Genomic DNA, 18,747 nt, shown 5'->3' on the forward strand with positions numbered 1-18,747 from the left:
TCAATGGATGCGGAACAATGGAAGCATGACAATCAAGGTGCTGGCAGTTGGCAAGAAACACGAATCCTGGGTGGACGAGGGAATTTCCCGCTACGAGAAGCGGCTGAAGAAGCCCTTCAACCTCACTTGGCAGCTGCTGAACCATTCTTCGCGCGAAAACGATGCTGCCCGCACCGAGGAATCCGCCCGCATCCTGGCGAAAATCGATGACCGCGATTTCGTGGTGCTGCTCGACGAGCGCGGAAAGAACGTGGACTCCCCCGCGTTGGCCAACACCCTGCGCACCCCGATTGATGCTTCGCGCAATGTGGTGATCATTATCGGTGGCGCGTACGGCGTAGATGCGTCCGTGCATGCTCGTGCCAACTTCACTTGGTCGCTATCCAAGCTGGTCTTCCCACACCAGCTGGTGCGCTTGATTCTCACCGAGCAGCTCTACCGTGCGCAGGACATCTTAGCTGGCGGAAAGTACCACCACGTTTAACCCAATCCCTTGACTTTCCGTTACGGAAAGACAAGACTTTCCATAACGGAAAGTGAGCGTCGTGTATTCGTCAGAGGGCCAAATGGATAAAGATCGTGCAGCCAAACTATTGCAATCCGTCGAGCAAGATTCACTGCAGATGGTCAAGGACTCTAGTGGTCCCCGCGGACTTCTCACTGCCGTTGTCGCTGTCTCAGCTGTCGCCTTCACGTTATTCCAGGCTTATCCACCCCAGGCATATTGGCTCGCGCTGCTGTATGTACCGTTGATCCTTTGGTATGTATTCGCTCAGCGCGGCCGCGCAAAACCACGCGCAATGATCAATAGCCCAGGCGTTCTTGCTGGAGCTTACACAGGATATTTCTTCCTCGCCCTCCTACTGACAAATTGCCTGAGGTTTTGGGAAGCTGCACGGCTAGAAGAAATTCTTGCGAAGGTTCTTGTTACTTTCATCAGCGGCATGTTTTTGGTGACCAAGACGCAAACCGCCTACAACAGGGCACGCGTTGAGGACGGCAATGACCACACCCTATAGCAAGGCTCAGTTCGACGAACTAATCCATGCCCCATCGCGTTTACGGATTTGCGCGAGCTTGGCTCCGGTTGAATGGGCTGAATTCGCGCATCTTAAACAGAATCTCGCTGTTGCCGACTCGGTGCTCAGCAAGCACCTGAAGCAGTTGGGCGATGCAGGCTACGTTCATATTGAACGCTTCACGAAGCTGGGTCGTAGCCACGTTCGTGTTTCGCTGACCAAGGCAGGCCGTCGAGCCTATGTTGGCCACGTCGCTGCGATTCGAGAGATCACTGAAATTAAGTAGCCCAGTACTGTCGACGAATAGAAAGCCGACGGTTACGGCACCATCCATTTCGCGTTGGCATAGGGAATTGCTCCGGTGCTGCTGAGGAGCAAGCATGGGGTGTACCAGGACCCGATATTCTGAACGAACGATTGAAACGATCAGGACACCCTCAGTTCACTACGTACACAGAAGTACCAAAGGAAATGCACGAGGGATCGTGGCTCGTCAGCAAATGACCAAGAATCCGTTCCGACATACAGCTGGAGCTAAGCCACCACAGCCTAATGCGGCTGGCAACTACCGTGCGCGGCTTATAAAGGCTCGCCTTGTCGAGTCCGTCGGCTGTGGGCTGTGGGCTGCTCAACTTCACCATCCCGGGTCTGCGAGAGTACGTCATAACATTCTGCGGCTGAGAGGCAACGGGTCGCTAGGAGTTAATTGGCTGTATGCCATTCTCGAACTGTCCTGCTGAGAACGTAGGATCGATCCCATGAGTGATGTGCTTTCCCGATTTGGCGCGGCCACCCGCAAGTGGTTCACCGATGTCTTCTCCGCGCCCACGGTCGCTCAGACCGGTGCCTGGGAATCGATCTCCGATGGGAAGCACACCCTGGTCATCGCGCCCACCGGCTCCGGAAAGACGCTGGCTGCGTTTCTCTGGGCCTTGGACCGGCTGCATCATGCAGAACTAGATGCGCCAGCACTGCCGGGTATGGAATCCTATGGCGATCATCCAGCCGGCAATGGCACCAAAGTCCTGTATATCTCGCCATTGAAAGCCCTCGGGGTCGACGTTGAACGCAACTTGCGTTCCCCCCTGGCCGGCATCCGAGCCACCGCGCACGAAATGGGCTTGTCCCAGCCCTCGGTTTCCGTAGGTGTGCGCTCGGGCGACACCCCAGCCAATGACCGGCGCAAGCTGCTCAAGGATCCCCCGGAAATCCTGATCACCACTCCCGAGTCGCTGTACCTGATGCTCACCAGCCAGGCACGCAAGACCCTTTCCCAGGTGCATACGGTGATCATCGATGAGGTCCACGCGATTGCCAACACCAAGCGCGGCACCCACCTGGCCCTCTCGCTCGAACGCCTTGACGAGCTGCTGGCCACCCCGGCTCAACGCATCGGCCTGTCAGCTACGGTGGAACCGCCCGAAGAAGTGGCCCGGTTCCTGGCCGGAACCGCACCGGTGAACATCGTGCGCCCGCCATCCACCAAGAAGTGGGAGCTGGCAGTACGCGTCCCGGTAGAAGACATGACCGATCTGCCATCGGCTGCCGGTGCGCACGATCTGGGACCCGGCTCATCCCCCGCGGCCGCCGCGAGCATCTGGCCGCACGTGGAAAACCAATTGGTGGATCTCGTGTTGGAAAACCACTCCACCATCATCTTCGCCAACTCCCGCCGGCTGGCCGAGCGTCTGACCGGACGGTTGAATGAGATCTATTCCGAGCGCGAGGGCTTCAGCGCCGAAGACACCAGCACATCCACGCCAGCGACGATGATGGCCCAAGCCGGTTCCACCGCCGCATCCGATCCCGAAGCACCGTTGCTGGCCCGTGCCCACCACGGCTCGGTATCCAAGGACTCCCGTGCCCAGATCGAAGAAGATCTGAAGCTGGGCAAGCTGCGGGCCGTGGTCGCCACCAGTTCACTGGAGTTGGGCATCGATATGGGACTGGTGGATCTGGTTATCCAGGTCGAATCCCCCAACTCGGTCTCCTCCGGACTGCAGCGTGTGGGCCGTGCCGGCCACCAGGTCGGCTCGGTATCCCAGGGCATTTTCTTCCCCAAGCACCGCGCCGACCTGCTCTCCACCGCCTTGGTGGTTACCCGCATGCGCCAGGGAGCCATCGAGAAGATGGTCATCCCGGCCAACCCGCTGGATGTTCTGGCACAGCAGACCCTGGCCGCAGTAGCCATGGATGACTTGGACGTAGAGCAGTGGTTCGACACCGTACGCCGCTCCGCGCCCTACCAGCAGCTGCCGCGCAGCGCCTACCTGGCCACGCTGGACATGCTCTCGGGCAAGTACCCCTCGGATGAATTCGCCACCCTGAAGCCGAGGCTGATCTGGGACCGGGATGCCGGAACCCTGTCCGCCCGCCCCGGCGCCCAGCGCCTTGCCGTCATCTCCGGCGGCACCATCCCCGACCGCGGGCTCTTTGGCGTGTTCCTGGCCGGCTCCGAAGATGACAAAGCTCCCAAGCGCGTGGGCGAGCTGGACGAGGAAATGGTCTATGAATCCCGCGTCGGAGACATTTTCGCGCTCGGTGCTACCAGCTGGCGCATCGAAGACATCACCCATGATCGGGTGCTGGTCACCCCGGCTTTCGGCCAGCCGGGCAAATTGCCCTTCTGGCACGGTGATGGCCTGGGCCGCCCGGTAGAACTCGGGGCGGCACTAGGCGAATTCACCACTAGCTTGCTGGCCAGCGAACGCGCCGAAGCGGCCGAAGTGCTGCACGGCAGCGGGCTGGATCCGTTCGCCGCGAACAATCTGCTGAACTACCTGGGCGAGCAGCGCCGGGCCACCGGCCAGGTGCCCAACCACCAGAATTTCGTGGTCGAGCGCTTCCACGACGAGCTGGGCGATTGGCGCGTGATCCTGCACTCCCCGTTCGGCTTGGCCGTGCACGCCCCGTGGGCGCTGGCCGTCGGCGCGCGGGTCCGCGAACGCTGGGGGCTGGACGCCTCGGCGATGGCCGCCGACGACGGGATCGTGCTGCGCATCCCCGCCATGGACGATGAGCCGCCCGGGGCGGATCTCTTCGCCTTCGAAGCCGACGAGATCATCGAGGTGGTCACCTCCCAGGTGGCCAATTCCGCGTTGTTCGCCTCCCGCTTCCGCGAATGCGCCGCCCGCGCGCTGCTGCTGCCGCGGATCAACCCGACCAAGCGCACCCCGCTATGGCAGCAGCGCCAGCGCGCCAGCCAGCTGCTGGACGTGGCCCGCAACTACCCGGATTTCCCGATCATCCTGGAAACCGTGCGCGAATGCCTGAACGATGTCTACGATCTGCCGGCACTGTCCCAGATCCTCTCCCAGATCTCCTCACGCGCCATCCGCCTGGTGGAAGTCACCACCGAACTGCCCTCGCCCTTCGCCCAGTCCCTGCTCTTCGGCTACGTCGCGCAGTTCCTCTACGAGTCCGATGCGCCGCTGGCCGAACGCCGCGCCGCCGCGCTGAGCCTGGATCCTGTGCTGCTCGGCGAGCTGCTGGGCCGCAACGATGTCCGCGAAGTCCTGGATCCCAAGGTCATTGCAACCTTGCAGGAGCAGCTGCAGCATCTGGCGCCGAACCGGCGTCTGGCCGGCATGGAAGGCTGCGCAGATCTGCTGCGCCTGCTCGGTCCCTTGAGCGCTGAACAACTGGCGCAAAGGCTGCGCGATCCCGCCGACGAGGAAACGGCACTGTATATCGACAGCGCCCGCGCACATGCCGAAGCCCTGGTCTCTACCCGCCGCGCTTTCACCCTGCGCCAATCAGGAGAACTGGCTTACGCGGCAATCGAAGATGCCGGCAAGCTGCGCGATGCGCTGGGCACGCCCCTGCCAACCGGCATCCCTGCGGCATTCCTGGAGCCAGCAGCCTCACCAATCCAAGATCTGGCCTCTCGATTCGCCCGCACCCATGGTCCCTTCACGATTGGTGAAATGGCCGCGCAGCTGGGACTCGGCGTGGCCGTCCTGCGCCCGGTGCTCGACCAGCTGGTAGCCGCTGGACGCTTGTCCTTGGGAGCGTTCCGTCCATTGGAGATCGTTCCCGCTGGCGTGAGCGGTGATGAATACTGCGATGTCCAAGTCCTGCGCACCATCCGCACCCGTTCGCTGGCCGCGCTGCGAGCCGAGGTGGAACCGGTGGACCAGGACACCTACGGGCGCTTCCTGCCAGCCTGGCAGCAGATCGGTTCTTCGCTGCAGGGCGCCGACGGCGCCTATGAAATCGTTGCCCAGCTCGCCGGCGCCGAGGTCCCCGCCTCCGCCCTGGAATCCTTCGTGCTCCCGGCAAGGATGAAGGGCTACCAGAATTCCTGGCTGGACGAGCTGTGCAGCTCCGGGGACATTCTTATCTGCGGAGCCGGGGCCGCGGGCGGCAAGGACGGCTGGCTGTCGCTGCACACAGCCGAGCATGCAGCGCTGAGCCTTCCCCACCCCGATGCCAGCACGCTGCAGGCTCTTGACCTGCGCGTACTCCAGGCCTTCGAGTCCACCGGCGCCTACTTCGCCGAGGAACTGGCCGGGCGCATCCACCGCAGCGATGAGCCGGCGGCCAGCAGCCACGAGGTCGCCGAATCCTGCTGGAGGCTGTTCTGGGCCGGGTACATTTCACCGGATACCATGGCGCCGATCCGCGGCTACCTGGCCGGCGGGTCAACCGCGCACAAGATCGCCAAGCCTGCACCACGGGCCCGCGCCGCACGATTGAACCGCCTGTCCGGACTGAACCGGCTGGCCCGGGAACAAGCCGGCGGGCCGGCGCGCGGCTCGCGCGGCGCGGCCCGCTGGTCGCTGCTGCCCGCACCGGTAGCGGACCCCACGATCAGCGCCCACGCCACCGCGGAAATCATGCTGGAACGCTACGGGGTGCTCACCCGCGGCTCGGTGGCCGCCGAGTCGGTGCCCGGCGGCTTCGGCCAGCTCTACCGGGTGCTCTCGAAGCTGGAAGAAGCTGGCCATGCCCGGCGCGGCTACTTCGTGGAGAAGCTCGGCGCCGCCCAGTTCTCCACCTCCACCACCATTGACCGGCTGCGCGGATTCCAGCTGGCCGATGACCCGCGGCGCCAGCCGGTGGCCACGGTGCTGGCTTCCACCGATCCGGCGAACCCCTATGGCGCGGCGCTGGCTTGGCCTGCCACCGAAACCGGGCACCGCCCCGGGCGCAAGGCCGGCGCAATCGTCGGGCTGCTCGATGGGGCCCTGAGCCTCTATCTGGAGCGTGGCGGACGCACCGTGCTGACTTTCGGCGAGCTTTCCGAACCGGCATGGAACATCATTGCCATGCAGCTGGTGGCCACGCTGCGCACCGCCCAGGTCGACAAGATAGCCATCGCCACGGTGGACGGACAGCCGGTGCAGGACCATCCGGTTGGCATCGCGCTGCAGGGAGCCGGGTTCTATTCCACACCCCAAGGCATCCGTTTCCGCCGCTGACCCACCGATCAAGGAGCGCTCCCCATGCCCGAAGGCGATTCCGTCTACCGTGCCACCGCCCGGCTGCACCAGGCCCTGGCCGGCGAGGTCCTGCTGGCCTCCGATTTCCGCGTCCCGGCCCTGGCTACCGTGGATGTTGCCGGGTATGAGGTGCGCGAGGTCATCCCCCGGGGCAAGCATCTGCTGATGCGGCTTCAGCCGCCAACTCGTGCGAATCCGGATTTCGCGCAGCCTGCGCTGACCTTGCATTCCCATCTGCTGATGGAAGGCCGCTGGGATCTCTACGCACCGGGCGAACGCTGGAAACGCCCAGCCCACACCGCCCGAGTCGTACTTCAAACAGCACGGATTACAGCAGTGGGCTTCGATATCGCCCAGGTGAAGCTGCTGCCCACAGAGCAGGAGGCCGATGTAGTGGGCCACCTGGGACCAGACCTGCTCGGAGTCGACTGGGATGCGCAAGTGGCGCTGGAAAACCTGCGGGCCGAACCGCAGCTGGGCATCGGCCAAGCACTGCTGGACCAGCGGATCATGGCCGGGGTGGGCAACGTCTACCGCAGCGAGATCCTGTTCTTGAGCCGAGTGCATCCGCTTACCGCGGTACGCGAGGTCCAGAATCTTCCTGCGCTGATCGATCTGGCCCATCGCTTGCTGGTGGTGAACAAGGACCGTCCACGACGGGTGACCACCGGGCAGCCAGGTACCCGCGACCCCTTGTGGGTGTACGGCCGGGCCGCAAAGCCCTGCCTGCGCTGCGGAACGCGCATTGAGCTGCTGCGCATCGCCTCGACGCCCACCGGGATCGAACGGGACTGCTATTTGTGCCCTTCCTGCCAGCCGGCAGGCTAAGCGGACGCCCCCATTCCAGAACTAGAGGTCCACCTCGCCTTGCACACAGCTGGACACATCGCCGCCCACCCAGATGCCACCGTTCTCGACGCGGATATGCACCCGGCCCTGGTAGCCGATAGCGGTGCCCTGTGCGGCGACGTAGCGCTCAGGGGCCATCCCGGAATCGGTGAGCCAGCGGGCCAGCCCCGCATTGAGGCTGCCGGTGACGGGATCTTCCCAGACCGGGTCCCCGCCGACAAAGGCACGCACCTCGAATTGGGTTTCAGCCCCCGGTTGATGCGGGCCTGTCACCCCGATGGCCAGCTCCCCCAGGGCGTTGGGGTCAGGGGCCAGCTCAAGCACCTGCTGTGCGCTGGCTAGGAGCACTCCGATCCATTCCGGGCCGTTGGCCAGCCACGAAGTGTCTTGGATCTGTTCCCGGGATACCCCCAAAATCTCGGCAATGCGCTGCACCAACGATTCGGCAACCGGTTCATAGCGGGTCAATCGCGGGGCAGCGAACCAAAGCCGCTGCTGCTCAACGCGCACTTCCACCAGCCCCGCACCGCATTCTTGGATGATGCGTCCCGGGTCCTTCGCCACGCCTCCGGCCTTCAGCCAGGCAAAGGCGGAACCCAGCGTCGGGTGCCCGGCAAAGGGGAATTCCTGGGTGGCCGAGAAGATCCTCACCCGGTAGTCGGCGGCGGGATTCTCCGGTTGCACCAGAAACGTCGTCTCGGCCAAGTTGGTCCACTTGGCGAAGCCCTGCATCTGCTCGCTGGTCAGCCCTTGTGCTTCGTGGACGACAGCCAAGGGGTTGCCCCGGTATGCAGTGGGGGAAAAGACATCGACTTCGCTGTAATTACGCAGAACCATTGAACCGACCTAGCAGGCGCAGTCCTGCACCCCTGCGGCGAAGATGGGAGAATAGCCCTTATGGCTATGCAATCCCCGCTTCCCGTTCGCAACGGCGTCAATGCAACTCGTCTGCGTCTTCCGCGGACCGGTTCGTGGGCAACTGTCGCCGAGTACTTACTGGAGCGCTTCGGCCACGTTGATCCAGAAGGCATCCTGCGCCGCTTCGATGATCAGCAAATCGTCGGCTTGGGCGGGGTTCCCCTCACCCGCCAGACGCCCTTGGGAGAGCACGAATTCATTTGGTACTACCGGTCTCTGCCGGTAGAAGCACCGATTCCCTTTGAAGCAAAAATCTTGCATCAAGATGAGCACCTCCTGGTCGTGGACAAGCCGCATTTCTTGCCAACCACTCCAGGTGGGCGCTTCATCCAGGAATCGGCGCTGGTTCGCTTGCGCAACCAGACCGGCATTGATGACTTGGTGCCGATGCACCGGCTGGACCGGGCCACGGCTGGAGTCATTCTGTTCGCGGTGAATCCGCAGACCCGCGGCGACTACCAGATGCTTTTCGAGCGCCGTGAAATTGCCAAGCGATACAAGGCGGTTGTCGCTTTGCAACCGGGCGAAGGCCTGGAAACCGGACGGGTGCTGCAACCCAACGGCGAGCATTCGCAGGTCAAGTCTCAGTCCGAGCTGCGAGAGCTGCTCGCTGGGATGCCACTGGCCTTTGAAAATCGGATGACCAAGGTCAAGGGCCAGCTGCGTTCGGTGGTCGAGGATGGCCACCCGAACGCCCAGACCTTGATCAATGTCGAAGCGATCGGCACAAGCAGCGGCTTCCATGCGGGCTTGGAAGTTGCGTTGATGGATCTGGAACCGCGATCAGGAAAGACCCATCAGCTGCGCGTCCACCTGGCTTCCTTGGGCCTGGGCATCATCAATGATGCTTTCTACCCACGTCTATGGGACTTGGCTCCCGACGATTACCAGCGTCCGCTGCAGTTGCTGGCGCACACGATTTCCTTCACTGACCCCTTGACCGGCATTGAGCGTAGTTTCAGCTCGGAACAGCAGTTGCTGGAATCTCCGCAACTATCCTCAGCGCTTCTCAACGGCGGTGAATTGCCATAGGCTGGAGCCTATTATCCGGTGACCTATAAGGACGGAAGAAAGATGGCCGAGCAACAGCCGACCCCGCAACTTAAATCACTCGTGGAGTCCGCTCAGGAGGCGCTGTCCGCCGGGTCCCGGCAACCGACCTTCGAATTGCCCTACGCGGCACCGGATCTTCGGCCCAACCCTGCGGTAGAACCCTTTGACAAGGTCCGCTCATACCTCTTTGGCGCTTCGTCGGTACTGCTGCTGTGCACCTCGCTGGCCTTTTCCTTCGGCCTGGATGGCCGCAGCCGGCAGAACCTGCTCGATCCCAGTTTGGTGCAATCGATTCTGTGGCCAGCAATAGCCATCGCACTGATTCTCAGCGCAGCGTTTTCGCTACGCCGCGACCAGCGCTCAGCTCGCAGGCAACGCAAGGTCGCCATCATCGCTACTGCTGCAGTTGCCCTGATGGCGTGCGCAATTACCCTGGCATTCAGCTTCCTCACCGCAGGTTCTGCAGTGCTGGCCACGATATCTGCCCTGTTGGCTTTATATTGCGTGCATCAGCTGAATCAGCACACCGCACGAACCAAGTTCGAGCGTTGGGCTACCGATGCGCCCTTGGGTTTCTTCGCTGGATTCAGCATGGTTTACGCTTTGCAGCTGTGGTTCGCCACAGCGGGGTGGACCGGCCGCGAACATGCCATGCAAGTTACGTTGGTGGCGGTGGGAGTATCCCTGATTGCTGCCGGTTTCGCCCATACCGAGCGTGGCCGCCATGCCCTGGCAAGCGGCTTCGGCATCAGCATGGTTGCCGCCGCCATCCAGGGGTGGTTCCATGAGTCGACCCCGCTTTGGGTTTCGGCGGTCTGGATCTTCATGGCCTTGCTGGTATTCCTCCTGGCTGAGAATCGCCGCTTCCAGATCAGCCATGCAGAACACCGCGCGCAGCGCGGCAAGCCCATCGAATTCTAGGCTCGCCGCACCGGCAGCTGGTGTCTAGCGCGGAGCCATGCGAATGGCGCCATCAAGGCGAATGGTCTCACCATTGAGCATCGGGTTAGCCACGATGTGCTCTACCAATGCCGCGTACTCCTCCGGACGTCCCAGACGCGATGGATGCGGCACCTGGGCACCCAGGGAATTCTGGGCAGCCTGCGGCAGGCCAGCCATCATCGGGGTGTGGAAGATGCCAGGAGCGATGGTCATGACGCGGATCTGGTGGCTTGCCAGCTCGCGTGCCAGCGGCAGGGTCATGGCAGCTACTGCGCCCTTGGACGCCGCATAGGCAGGCTGTCCGATCTGGCCGTCAAAGGCAGCCACGGATGCGGTATTGATAATGACACCACGCTCGGAAGTTCCGTGCTCATCGACTTCCGCCTCGCTGTGCGCCATGGCTTCAGCAGCCAAGCGGATGACGTTGAACGTTCCGTTGACGTTGATCTCCAGCACCTTCGAGAAGCGCTCCAACGGCAGCACGCCTTCACGTCCCAGCACCTTGCCCGGGGTTGCCACGCCGGCACAATTGACCAGCACCCGCAGAGTTCCTAGTTCCTTGGCGCGTTCAATGGCGGTGGCAACCTGCTGAGCGTCGGTGACGTCGGCTGGCACGAAACGGACATTCGCCCCGATCTGAGCGGCAATTTCATCGCCGTCATCCCGTGGCAAGTCCAGGACCAGTACATGTTTAGCCTGACTGGCTAATTTCTGTGCGGTGGCTCGGCCCAGACCTGACAGTCCACCGGTAACCAGGGCGACTGAATCCTGCAACTGCATGTGTACTCCCTTATAGAAAACAATCTTGTGACCTACATTACTGGCCAGTTGCCTTCTGCAGAAGTAACCGCTGGAGGCAAAGACGCCGTTGGATGCTCTGGGGAGCGTCCAACGGCGTCTTTGTTCTTCAGTGCCTAGCGGCTAGTGCCTAGTGGCTTGGAACCTTTGAAGGTTCAGCTTCTGCGGCCACAGCTTGCTTCCGGCCTCCGAGCAGGAAACCGATCACAACGATGCCGACACTGCAGGCAGCGCCAATCAGGAAGCCTGGCTGGAAGCCTTCAACCATGGCCGTGAGCTCATCGGTTCCCGCTGCAATCTTCGCGGCGGTAGCAGAAGCAACGACGCCAACGAGCAGCGCGGTGCCCATGGCTCCTGCCAACTGCTGCAAGGTGGACAGCAACGCCGAACCGTGCGAGTGCAGGTGGTGGGGCAGTGGATTCAGCGCGGTGGTGAAAGCAGGAGTGAAGATGAACGCCAATCCCAAGCTCATCACCAGATGCAGCACGACCAGCAGCCAGATCGGGGTGTCCGCGTCAAGGATCATCGCGTAGCCCAGCAACGAAGCCAGCAGCACCAAAGCGCCAGGGACGATCAGCGGGCGGGCACCGACCTTGTCGTAGAGCTTGCCGACCATTGGGGCCAAGATACCCATCAGCAGTCCGCCAGGAAGCATGATCAGGCCGGTGGTCAAAGTTTCAATACCCAGCACGTTGGTGAAGAACATCGGCAGCAAGATGATCACGCCGAACAAGGCGATCATCGAGAACATCATCAGCACCAGCGACAGGCTGAAGCTCTTGTAGCCCAGTGGACGCAGGTCCAGCAGAGCCTTGTCTTCCTTCTGCAGGTTCAGCTGCAGGAAGACGAATGCCAGCAGGCAGAGCACCGCGCCAATGAGGATGCCCAAGTTCAATGGGGTCACCCCGGCCGACAGGCCGCTCAGTGCGTACACCAGGCCGCCGAAGCCCGGGATTGCCAGAATCAAGGAAGGAACGGACAGCGGGGTCGACACGCCTTCGACGTCCCTAGGCAGGCGCGGTGAACCAACCAGCAGCGCCACGACAGCGATCGGAACGATCACGATGAACATGAAGCGCCACGACAGGTACTGCAGGATCAGGCCAGACAGGGTGGGGCCGATAGCCGGAGCAACAGAGATCACGATGGATACGTTGCCCATCAGCACGCCGCGGCGTGCTGGCGGCACCAGGTGCAAGATGGTGGTCATCAGCAGTGGCATCATGATGGCTGTGCCGCTGGCCTGGATAACTCGGGCGACCAGCAAAACGGTCAAGCCCGGAGCGGCCGCTGCCAGGATGGTGCCCACGGTAAACAGTCCCATGGCCAGGATAAAGACCTTGTGGATGCTCATTCGCTGCAGCAGGAAGCCAGTCATTGGAATAACGACGGCCATGGTCAGCATGAAGATAGTCGACAGCCACTGAATTGCATCAGCGGTGACATTGAATTCGTTCATCAAGACTGGCAAGGCCACGTTCATGATGGTTTCATTCAAGATCACTACAAAGCTGGAAACAATCAGCACCGCAATTGTGGTGAAGTTTTGCTTGCTCAATCGTTCTGGAGCGTTCGTCACGGCGGGAATCTGCTTCCATGAGGATTTGGGAAAAGGAAATGCTATCCGAATGCCCGCAGGATCTTGCCAGACAAAACTTGAAATAGCTCAACCAATTTTATCTCCTACGGCTGTTGCGCACTAGAGCCGCAGTTAGGCTGCGAGGTGAGTTCCGCAACACAGATTCAGCTTCATGGAATGTCGGAGGTTTGTGTACCAAGATAGAACCATGAACGTGCGCACTCCTGACCCATATCCTGGATGGCTCTCCGAAGAGGACCTCTACGAGGCACGACAGCGCCTGCCGATCCTTTACGTTGAAGCTATTCCCGTGCGCTTGGACCCGCTGGGCTATGTCAATGAAGTAGGGCTGCTGCTGACCGGCGATGATGACGGGCGGATGCTGCGGACCTTCGTCTCTGGCCGAGTCATGTACCGGGAAACCATTCGAGCTGCCTTGATCCGCCATATCGAAAAGGATCTGGGCACCATGGTGCTCCCGCAGCTGCCCGCGTCCCCAGTGCCTTTCACTGTGGCTGAATACTTCCCTGCGCCAAGCGAAACAGGTCTGACCGATGACCGCCAGCACGCCGTTTCCATGTGCTACATCGTGCCGGTGCGTGGCGAATCCAGCCCGCGTTCGGATGCTTTGGAACTGACCTGGCTCTCGCCAAGCGAGGCTTTGAGCTCAGACATCCAGGGCGAGTTCGCTGGCGGACGTGAAAATATTCTCCGACAGGCATTAGCCCATGTCGGAGTGAATATCTAAATTTCAGTTTCACGCTTTGGAACAATCCCCCGCCGACGTTTGAGGATCGTTCCGACCCAGCTTCCGAGCAGCACGCCGAGCATGCCCACCGCACAGCCGATCAACGTCTCGATGACGCGGTCGTACATGACGGCACCGCTGAGGCCCGTGACCAGCGAGACGCCGACCAACGCCATCGGGGTAATAAATATCTGCGCCAAGAAGTAATTGCGCATGACCAGCATCTCTGCCATGAATTGGCACAGTGCGATGAAGGCGAGCAAGACCCACACCTGCGGGTTCAGGAAGATCAAGATCGCCATCAAGATCATGCCTGCCAGTGTGCCCAGCATTCGATGCATGCCGCGGCGGATGCGCAAGGTCGTGGTGTGCCCGACCAGTGGCACTACCGCTGCCACCATGGCCCAGTAGTTGTGCCCTGCTTCCAAGCGGCTGCCCACGGTGTTGGCCAAGGCGCCTGCCACGCCGGCAGACAGGATGTAGAACAGCCCTTCCCACCAGATCGCTCTGCGGACGTTATCGGAAAGCGGCGGCAACGGGGTTCGTTTCCAAACGTTTGCCCACTGGCCTAGCGCTCCGGCAGCTCCAATCGCGATGGAAAGCAAGACTGTCAGCGCGGAAACCAACAAGGCCTCCCCGAAGGGAGCCGGTTCAGGGATCGAAGCGATCGCGGCAAAGGCGAAGATGTGGAACAGCGAGCCGCCAGGACGCAACCGCATGAAGCCCACCAGAACCGAGCATGCTCCGGCGACCAGCGTGGTGGCGCCAACGATCTGCCACTGCTTGACCTCGGGGTTTGCATGGTCAATCCACCAGTAGGAAGCAGCCAACGCCAGCGCGATCACTACGAAGAACAGGGCTCCGGAACGAACCTGCATGCGCAGTCGGTTCCAATAGCCATCCACACGGCCATAGACCCCGGTAAAAGCGCCGAAAACGGCGAAGACAACAAGGTCTAACCGGTCAACCGCGAATAGCGTGATCAGCGGTGCGAAGACACCAACACCGGTGCGCAGCCCAATCCAGTGGTCCTTGCGAGCCGGCCCCAGCGTAACCAGTGCCGCAACCGAGTCCTTCAGTTTTTCCAGGCCCACGTTTTCCTTTCGTCGCGTTGGACACAACACGTACTGTTCATTATTCGCGCTTTGCCTTGTGAAGCGTTAGGTTTCGGCGCACATTAGGGCTGTCGTTTTCCTCACCGAGCTGTTAATACGGCACACTTGGTACGTGCCCGAAAAGAACTTTGACCCCAGTGCCCCGCATGCCCGCCAGGATGAATTCGGTTTTGAAGTAGGAACCCGGCTCACCGCTACCGACGGTTCACCAATGCTAGGACGCACTGGCGTTATCCGAACTCCTCACGGAGAGATCAAGACTCCTGCGTTCATCGCCGTTGGCACCAAAGCAACGGTGAAGGCTGTCACCCCAGTGCAGGTAGAGCAGCTCGGTGCCCAAGCGGTACTTTCCAATGCTTATCACCTGTACCTTCAGCCAGGCGCCGATATCCTCGATGAGGCTGGTGGCTTGGGCAAGTTCATGGGCTGGCGGGGCCCTACCTTCACCGATTCCGGCGGATTCCAGGTCATGAGCTTGGGTTCAGGATTCAAGAAGGTCATCGACATGAAATCGGTTGACCAGTCCGGCCCCGATGATGCAGTTGCTCCGGGCAAGGAGCGTCTGGCTAATGTGGATGAAGACGGCGTTTGGTTCAAGTCCCATCTCGATGGCAACAAGCACCGTTTCTCCCCCGAAATCTCCATGGGCGTGCAGCACCAGATTGGCGCGGACGTCATGTTCGCCTTTGACGAGCTGACCACCTTGCAGAACTCGCGCGGCTACCAGGTCGAGTCCCTTGAACGTACTCGCCGTTGGGCTGAGCGGTGCATTGCCGAGCATTTCTCGCTGACTGATTCGCGCGTAGGCAAGGACTACCAGGCACTGTTCGGCGTCATCCAGGGTGCCCAGTATGAAGATCTGCGCCGCAAGGCCTGCCAGGATCTTGGTGCCATGGCGTTTGACGGTTTCGGTATTGGCGGTGCACTGGAAAAGGAAAACCTGGGCACCATCGTCGGCTGGTGCTCCGAGGAGTTGCCTGAGAACAAGCCACGTCACCTGCTAGGCATTTCCGAGCCAGACGATATCTTCACCGCAATTGAGAATGGCGCAGATACCTTTGACTGCGTTTCGCCTACCCGCGTGGCACGCAATTCGGCGTTCTACACCCCATGGGGCCGTTTCAACCTTTCTGGTGCACGCTACAAGCGCGACTTCACCCCGCTGGTGGAAGGTTGCCCGTGCTATGCCTGCGAGAACTTCAGCCGTGCCTACATTCACCACTTGTACAAGGCCAAAGAATTGCTCAGCCACACCCTGATCTCAATTCACAACGAACATTTCACTGTTTCGCTGGTTGAGTCGGCACGTCAGGCGATCGAAGACGGTACGTTCTTCGAACTCAAGGACAAGGTGCTTTCCAGCTACTACGCTGGCACGCCAGATCCACAGGGCAAGCCGGCAACCGCATAAGCTTCAGGGCATAAAGCGTTCAAGGCCTCGATTCGTCACCGCCAGGTGCAGAATCGAGGCCTTGCTTTGTCTTAGAGTGAGGCTTTTCCGCCGTCGCGAATCATCGGCAGATGCATGATCCCGTCATCGTCATAGTCGGCTCCGGAGCGCTGGAACCCAAATTTCCCGTACCAGCTTTCGAGCTGGGTCTGTGCGCTGAGCTGGATTTGAGCGTGGGGCTGGCAGAGCCCCACCGCTTGTTTCATCAATTCTCCGGCTAGCCCACGCCCCCTGGCACTGCTGGCTGTGGCAACTCGCCCAATCCGCGGACTCGGGCTGCCGATTTCCATGATCCGTACCGTGCACAGCACTTTTCCGTCTTCCAACGCGCACAGGTGGACCGTGTCCTCATCTAGATCATGCCCGTCGATGTCCGGATAGCAGGACTGCTGTTCCACAATGAAGACATCGGCACGTAATTTCAGCACGGCATAGAACAGCTGTTGCGGCAGCTCGGCGGGTTTGAATATGGAAATCGAGACGGTCATGTTCCAAGTCTACCTACCGTCGGACTCGTCAGTTCTTTCGGAATATCTGAAGCAGTGCGCTTCCTCCGAAGAGCAACGCGCAGGCCCACAACACCCATGAGATCGTTGCCGCCGGATTCAAAGCCAGAACGACGAGCGGCGAGAACGTAGCAGCCACTCGGATGTAGGTCACCGCTTCCAAGAAAAGTACGGTGGCAATCGTCATCTCATTGGATGCTGAGCCAAGCAATGTTCCCCAATCGCGTTCTCCACGCTGGGCATGTGCGCTGCTCGCTGCTGCACAGCCCAAGGATGCAATAGAAAGCGCGGCACCCCATTGCCAGGGATGGACTATCTGGATCATGTCCAGAATTCCCAGTCCGCCGGTGAGGAAGACAAGTGCTGTTGCTGCGAAGAGGAGCGCAAAACAGGTCGCTGCTCGCGCGAGTTGCGATTCAGAGAGTCCTAGCATCTGGGTTAGCTGCTGTTCGCCCAAAAGCGGTGCAACAATCCGGGAAATGCTCAGCGGCAGCACCACGCACAAAAGCAAGTAGAAAGCCGCGGCGCTGAGCGGGTTGGCGATTTGCTGGACCGCAGCGGCCAGGAGCAGCATCAGAGTCAGGCAAAGCGCCGTCGTTTGCCACCGGCCGCCGCGCAGCAACCGCAGTATAAGGATGCGCCAGGCGACCGGCAGTTTGGCCGTGAGCCTTGCTCCGTGTGGACGTCGTCGATGAATCGCAGTTTGCGCCGGCGCAGCTAGGCCTCGGGAATCCAACTGCATCAAGGTGCCCATGGCGAATTGCTGCTGATGGCCGGCAACGCGCAACGCTTGGCCTGTGATCTGCTCAAATTGGCGATAGGCCCAGTAGCTGCTCGCAACACAGAGCACTACAAGGACCAGAAGCACGTTGAGCCAAGCCTGCTGGTTCAAGGTCGCGGACGATAGTTCTTCGACCAGTGCCTGCGCCCATTGAACCTTTCCCATCATCAGCAGCCACAACACGACCAAGACCAGCGCAATAGTGGACATCGCCCAACCGCTGATTCGTCGAGCCGTAGCGTGCATATTCAGGCTTTGAATCACGGTAGCCACATTGGCAATGCCAATTCCCATCACCGCAAAGCTGCCCAGTGCCAAGCCCGCTACTGGCAATTGAAGAGAACCGGCCAAACCCAACATGATGATCAGCCACAGTGCTCCGAGAAAACTGCCGGCAAAAAGCCCTGCGAGCACCGCGTTGCGCCATGTTGACCTGCGGATGTTTCGCAGCCTAATCGGCAAAGGCAACCACCAGTGGGCTTTAGCGGCGCTGAGCCCGCATGGCCCGATGAACAGCATGACCCTGAATATCGCCAAGGCCGCAAGAACTAAGAGCACCAGCGACAGATCCCGCATGCCCCAAACAGCCGTCGGCAGCTCTTGGTGCGGCACCCCTTCGCCCAGAAGCACGAACAAGACACCAAAGAGTGCACTGAATAGATATGCGAGAGCAACCAGCGCGCTGAGCACCCAGATATAGGCGTCGGAAAAGCTGTCGAAGCGTTCGGAGAAATTCCTTCGGCTCCTAGCCCGAGCGAGCAGTTCCTTGGGGTTGAATTCAATGAGCTGGGGCATCTCCTTCTCAGCGTTCAAGCCACTGCGCTCCAGAGTCCGGATCAAGTAGCTGGCCCTCATCTTCATCCAGAAGTAGCACCTGCTCCATGCAGCTTCGCAGCATCAGCGGATCGTGGGTGACTGCAAAAACGCTTGTCCCGTTTGCGCGGATGGCAGCGAGCCGCTGATACAGCTTATTCCTGATACGCAGGTCCAGACGCTGTTCCGGTTCGTCTAAAATCACCAGTTCTGCTGGTCTGATCAGGCAGGCCGCCAGCAATACCTTGCGTCGTTGACCAGAGGACAACTCATTGGGCAGGTGGTCGGATACGGTAGAAAATTCGAAAAAGTCGAGTTCGTTTTGGACCGCTTGGCCCCATTCGGCAACACCATGTCCGCGGGCCACCATTTCGAGGTGTTCGTGCACGGTGAGTTCTTCAAAGAACGCGCCGTCGGTGACTTGTACTGCGACTGTACGTCGAAAATGTGCCGAGCTGTCATCCACCGGAAGCCCTTGGAATTCGACGGTGCCTTCAATCGGGGGAAGGTGTCCCAGGATCGTGCGCACCAAAGTCGACTTGCCGCTGCCGTTTGCACCAATAATTCCCAAACCGGTGCCCCGAGCCAGTTGCAGGTTTATCGGCCCGCAAATCACGCGGTTGGGATAGCCGATGGTCAAGCTGTGTACTTCTAATTGCCCTTTAGCGCGTTGACCCATCTGCATATCGCTAACTTTATTCGCTGGGTACAGCAGTGGGCATCGCCCTTACG

Annotated in this window: 16 protein-coding genes; 9 read left to right on the forward strand and 7 right to left on the reverse strand. The window is 60.7% G+C overall.

The genetic code is table 11. The annotated features are described in order from the left end of the window. Nucleotides 1–25: 25 nt before the first annotated feature. The 5 genes from AB4Y71_RS12530 to AB4Y71_RS12550 all read left to right on the forward strand — a co-directional run bounded on the left by AB4Y71_RS12530 (nt 26) and on the right by AB4Y71_RS12550 (nt 7,291). The gene (locus AB4Y71_RS12530; protein ID WP_180993116.1) at nt 26–484 is read left to right on the forward strand and encodes a 23S rRNA (pseudouridine(1915)-N(3))-methyltransferase RlmH; all 459 of its coding nucleotides are present in this window, start codon (nt 26–28) and stop codon (nt 482–484) included. 61 nt (nt 485–545) lie between these two features. Then, complete coding sequence (locus tag AB4Y71_RS12535; protein ID WP_441720782.1) at nt 546–1,019, forward strand: hypothetical protein; 474 nt, start codon at nt 546–548, stop codon at nt 1,017–1,019. Next, nucleotides 1,003–1,305 (forward strand): transcriptional regulator, encoded by a 303-nt coding sequence (locus AB4Y71_RS12540; protein ID WP_102598645.1) that lies wholly within the window; start codon nt 1,003–1,005, stop codon nt 1,303–1,305. Before AB4Y71_RS12535 ends, AB4Y71_RS12540 begins: the two co-directional genes overlap by 17 nt. Before the next feature lie 472 nt (nt 1,306–1,777). Beyond that, complete coding sequence (locus AB4Y71_RS12545; RefSeq protein ID WP_441720784.1) at nt 1,778–6,442, forward strand: ATP-dependent helicase; 4,665 nt, start codon at nt 1,778–1,780, stop codon at nt 6,440–6,442. A 24-nt stretch (nt 6,443–6,466) separates the two neighbouring features. Next, nucleotides 6,467–7,291 (forward strand): DNA-formamidopyrimidine glycosylase family protein, encoded by an 825-nt coding sequence (locus AB4Y71_RS12550; RefSeq protein ID WP_134781113.1) that lies wholly within the window; start codon nt 6,467–6,469, stop codon nt 7,289–7,291. Between the two features lie 21 nt (nt 7,292–7,312). On the opposite strand, the gene AB4Y71_RS12555 is transcribed toward AB4Y71_RS12550, so the two are convergent. Next, a complete protein-coding gene (locus AB4Y71_RS12555) occupies nt 7,313–8,149 on the reverse strand; it encodes a PhzF family phenazine biosynthesis protein (RefSeq protein ID WP_441720786.1) in 837 nt (278 codons plus the stop codon). 66 nt (nt 8,150–8,215) lie between these two features. Here AB4Y71_RS12555 and AB4Y71_RS12560 point away from each other — a divergent pair, with 66 nt between their 5' ends. Continuing rightward, nucleotides 8,216–9,262, forward strand: coding sequence for a pseudouridine synthase (locus tag AB4Y71_RS12560; RefSeq protein WP_417364624.1), 1,047 nt, complete (start codon nt 8,216–8,218; stop codon nt 9,260–9,262). Nucleotides 9,263–9,304: 42 nt separating this feature from the next. Then, nucleotides 9,305–10,204 (forward strand): hypothetical protein, encoded by a 900-nt coding sequence (locus AB4Y71_RS12565; protein ID WP_441720787.1) that lies wholly within the window; start codon nt 9,305–9,307, stop codon nt 10,202–10,204. 24 nt (nt 10,205–10,228) lie between these two features. On the opposite strand, the gene AB4Y71_RS12570 is transcribed toward AB4Y71_RS12565, so the two are convergent. Together AB4Y71_RS12570 and AB4Y71_RS12575 are read right to left on the reverse strand one after the other, a co-directional pair. After that, complete coding sequence (locus AB4Y71_RS12570; protein WP_441720788.1) at nt 10,229–11,005, reverse strand: 3-hydroxyacyl-CoA dehydrogenase; 777 nt, start codon at nt 11,003–11,005, stop codon at nt 10,229–10,231. Between the two features lie 148 nt (nt 11,006–11,153). Beyond that, nucleotides 11,154–12,602 (reverse strand): MDR family MFS transporter, encoded by a 1,449-nt coding sequence (locus AB4Y71_RS12575; protein WP_013347754.1) that lies wholly within the window; start codon nt 12,600–12,602, stop codon nt 11,154–11,156. A gap of 208 nt (nt 12,603–12,810) precedes the next feature. Between AB4Y71_RS12575 and AB4Y71_RS12580 the strand changes: the two genes are divergently transcribed. After that, complete coding sequence (locus AB4Y71_RS12580) at nt 12,811–13,350, forward strand: NUDIX hydrolase family protein (protein ID WP_441720789.1); 540 nt, start codon at nt 12,811–12,813, stop codon at nt 13,348–13,350. On the opposite strand, the gene AB4Y71_RS12585 is transcribed toward AB4Y71_RS12580, so the two are convergent. Further along, nucleotides 13,347–14,444 (reverse strand): FUSC family protein, encoded by a 1,098-nt coding sequence (locus tag AB4Y71_RS12585; RefSeq protein WP_223261625.1) that lies wholly within the window; start codon nt 14,442–14,444, stop codon nt 13,347–13,349. The two genes, AB4Y71_RS12580 and AB4Y71_RS12585, sit on opposite strands and share 4 nt — an antisense overlap. Before the next feature lie 133 nt (nt 14,445–14,577). Between AB4Y71_RS12585 and tgt the strand changes: the two genes are divergently transcribed. After that, on the forward strand, nt 14,578–15,876 hold the full coding sequence (tgt, locus tag AB4Y71_RS12590; RefSeq protein ID WP_013347751.1) for a tRNA guanosine(34) transglycosylase Tgt: 1,299 nt from the start codon (nt 14,578–14,580) through the stop codon (nt 15,874–15,876). Nucleotides 15,877–15,947: 71 nt separating this feature from the next. On the opposite strand, the gene AB4Y71_RS12595 is transcribed toward tgt, so the two are convergent. The 3 genes from AB4Y71_RS12595 to AB4Y71_RS12605 are packed head-to-tail and all read right to left on the reverse strand — an operon-like array spanning nt 15,948 to nt 18,700. Beyond that, complete coding sequence (locus AB4Y71_RS12595) at nt 15,948–16,403, reverse strand: GNAT family N-acetyltransferase (protein ID WP_134781118.1); 456 nt, start codon at nt 16,401–16,403, stop codon at nt 15,948–15,950. A gap of 28 nt (nt 16,404–16,431) precedes the next feature. Next, entirely contained in the window at nt 16,432–17,997 is a 1,566-nt protein-coding gene (locus AB4Y71_RS12600) for a hypothetical protein (RefSeq protein ID WP_441720791.1), read from the reverse strand. A gap of 7 nt (nt 17,998–18,004) precedes the next feature. Beyond that, nucleotides 18,005–18,700: an ABC transporter ATP-binding protein gene (locus AB4Y71_RS12605; RefSeq protein WP_441720792.1), complete on the reverse strand. Its 696-nt coding sequence runs from the start codon at nt 18,698–18,700 to the stop codon at nt 18,005–18,007. Nucleotides 18,701–18,747 lie beyond the last annotated feature (47 nt).

It is taken from the genome of Glutamicibacter sp. MCAF14 (assembly GCF_052114325.1).
Taxonomy (GTDB): domain Bacteria; phylum Actinomycetota; class Actinomycetes; order Actinomycetales; family Micrococcaceae; genus Glutamicibacter; species Glutamicibacter arilaitensis.

Bases quoted from the DNA above. Each gene is read 5' to 3' on its own strand.
- AB4Y71_RS12555 (WP_441720786.1), bottom strand. From the start codon at position 8,149: ATGGTTCTGCGTAATTACAGCGAAGTCGATGTCTTTTCCCCCACTGCA.
- AB4Y71_RS12595 (WP_134781118.1), bottom strand. From the start codon at position 16,403: ATGACCGTCTCGATTTCCATATTCAAACCCGCCGAGCTGCCGCAACAG.
- AB4Y71_RS12540 (WP_102598645.1), top strand. From the start codon at position 1,003: ATGACCACACCCTATAGCAAGGCTCAGTTCGACGAACTAATCCATGCC.
- AB4Y71_RS12600 (WP_441720791.1), bottom strand. From the start codon at position 17,997: ATGCCCCAGCTCATTGAATTCAACCCCAAGGAACTGCTCGCTCGGGCT.
- AB4Y71_RS12580 (WP_441720789.1), top strand. From the start codon at position 12,811: ATGAACGTGCGCACTCCTGACCCATATCCTGGATGGCTCTCCGAAGAG.
- AB4Y71_RS12550 (WP_134781113.1), top strand. From the start codon at position 6,467: ATGCCCGAAGGCGATTCCGTCTACCGTGCCACCGCCCGGCTGCACCAG.
- AB4Y71_RS12605 (WP_441720792.1), bottom strand. From the start codon at position 18,700: ATGCAGATGGGTCAACGCGCTAAAGGGCAATTAGAAGTACACAGCTTG.
- AB4Y71_RS12565 (WP_441720787.1), top strand. From the start codon at position 9,305: ATGGCCGAGCAACAGCCGACCCCGCAACTTAAATCACTCGTGGAGTCC.
- AB4Y71_RS12530 (WP_180993116.1), top strand. From the start codon at position 26: ATGACAATCAAGGTGCTGGCAGTTGGCAAGAAACACGAATCCTGGGTG.
- AB4Y71_RS12560 (WP_417364624.1), top strand. From the start codon at position 8,216: ATGCAATCCCCGCTTCCCGTTCGCAACGGCGTCAATGCAACTCGTCTG.
- AB4Y71_RS12545 (WP_441720784.1), top strand. From the start codon at position 1,778: ATGAGTGATGTGCTTTCCCGATTTGGCGCGGCCACCCGCAAGTGGTTC.
- AB4Y71_RS12570 (WP_441720788.1), bottom strand. From the start codon at position 11,005: ATGCAGTTGCAGGATTCAGTCGCCCTGGTTACCGGTGGACTGTCAGGT.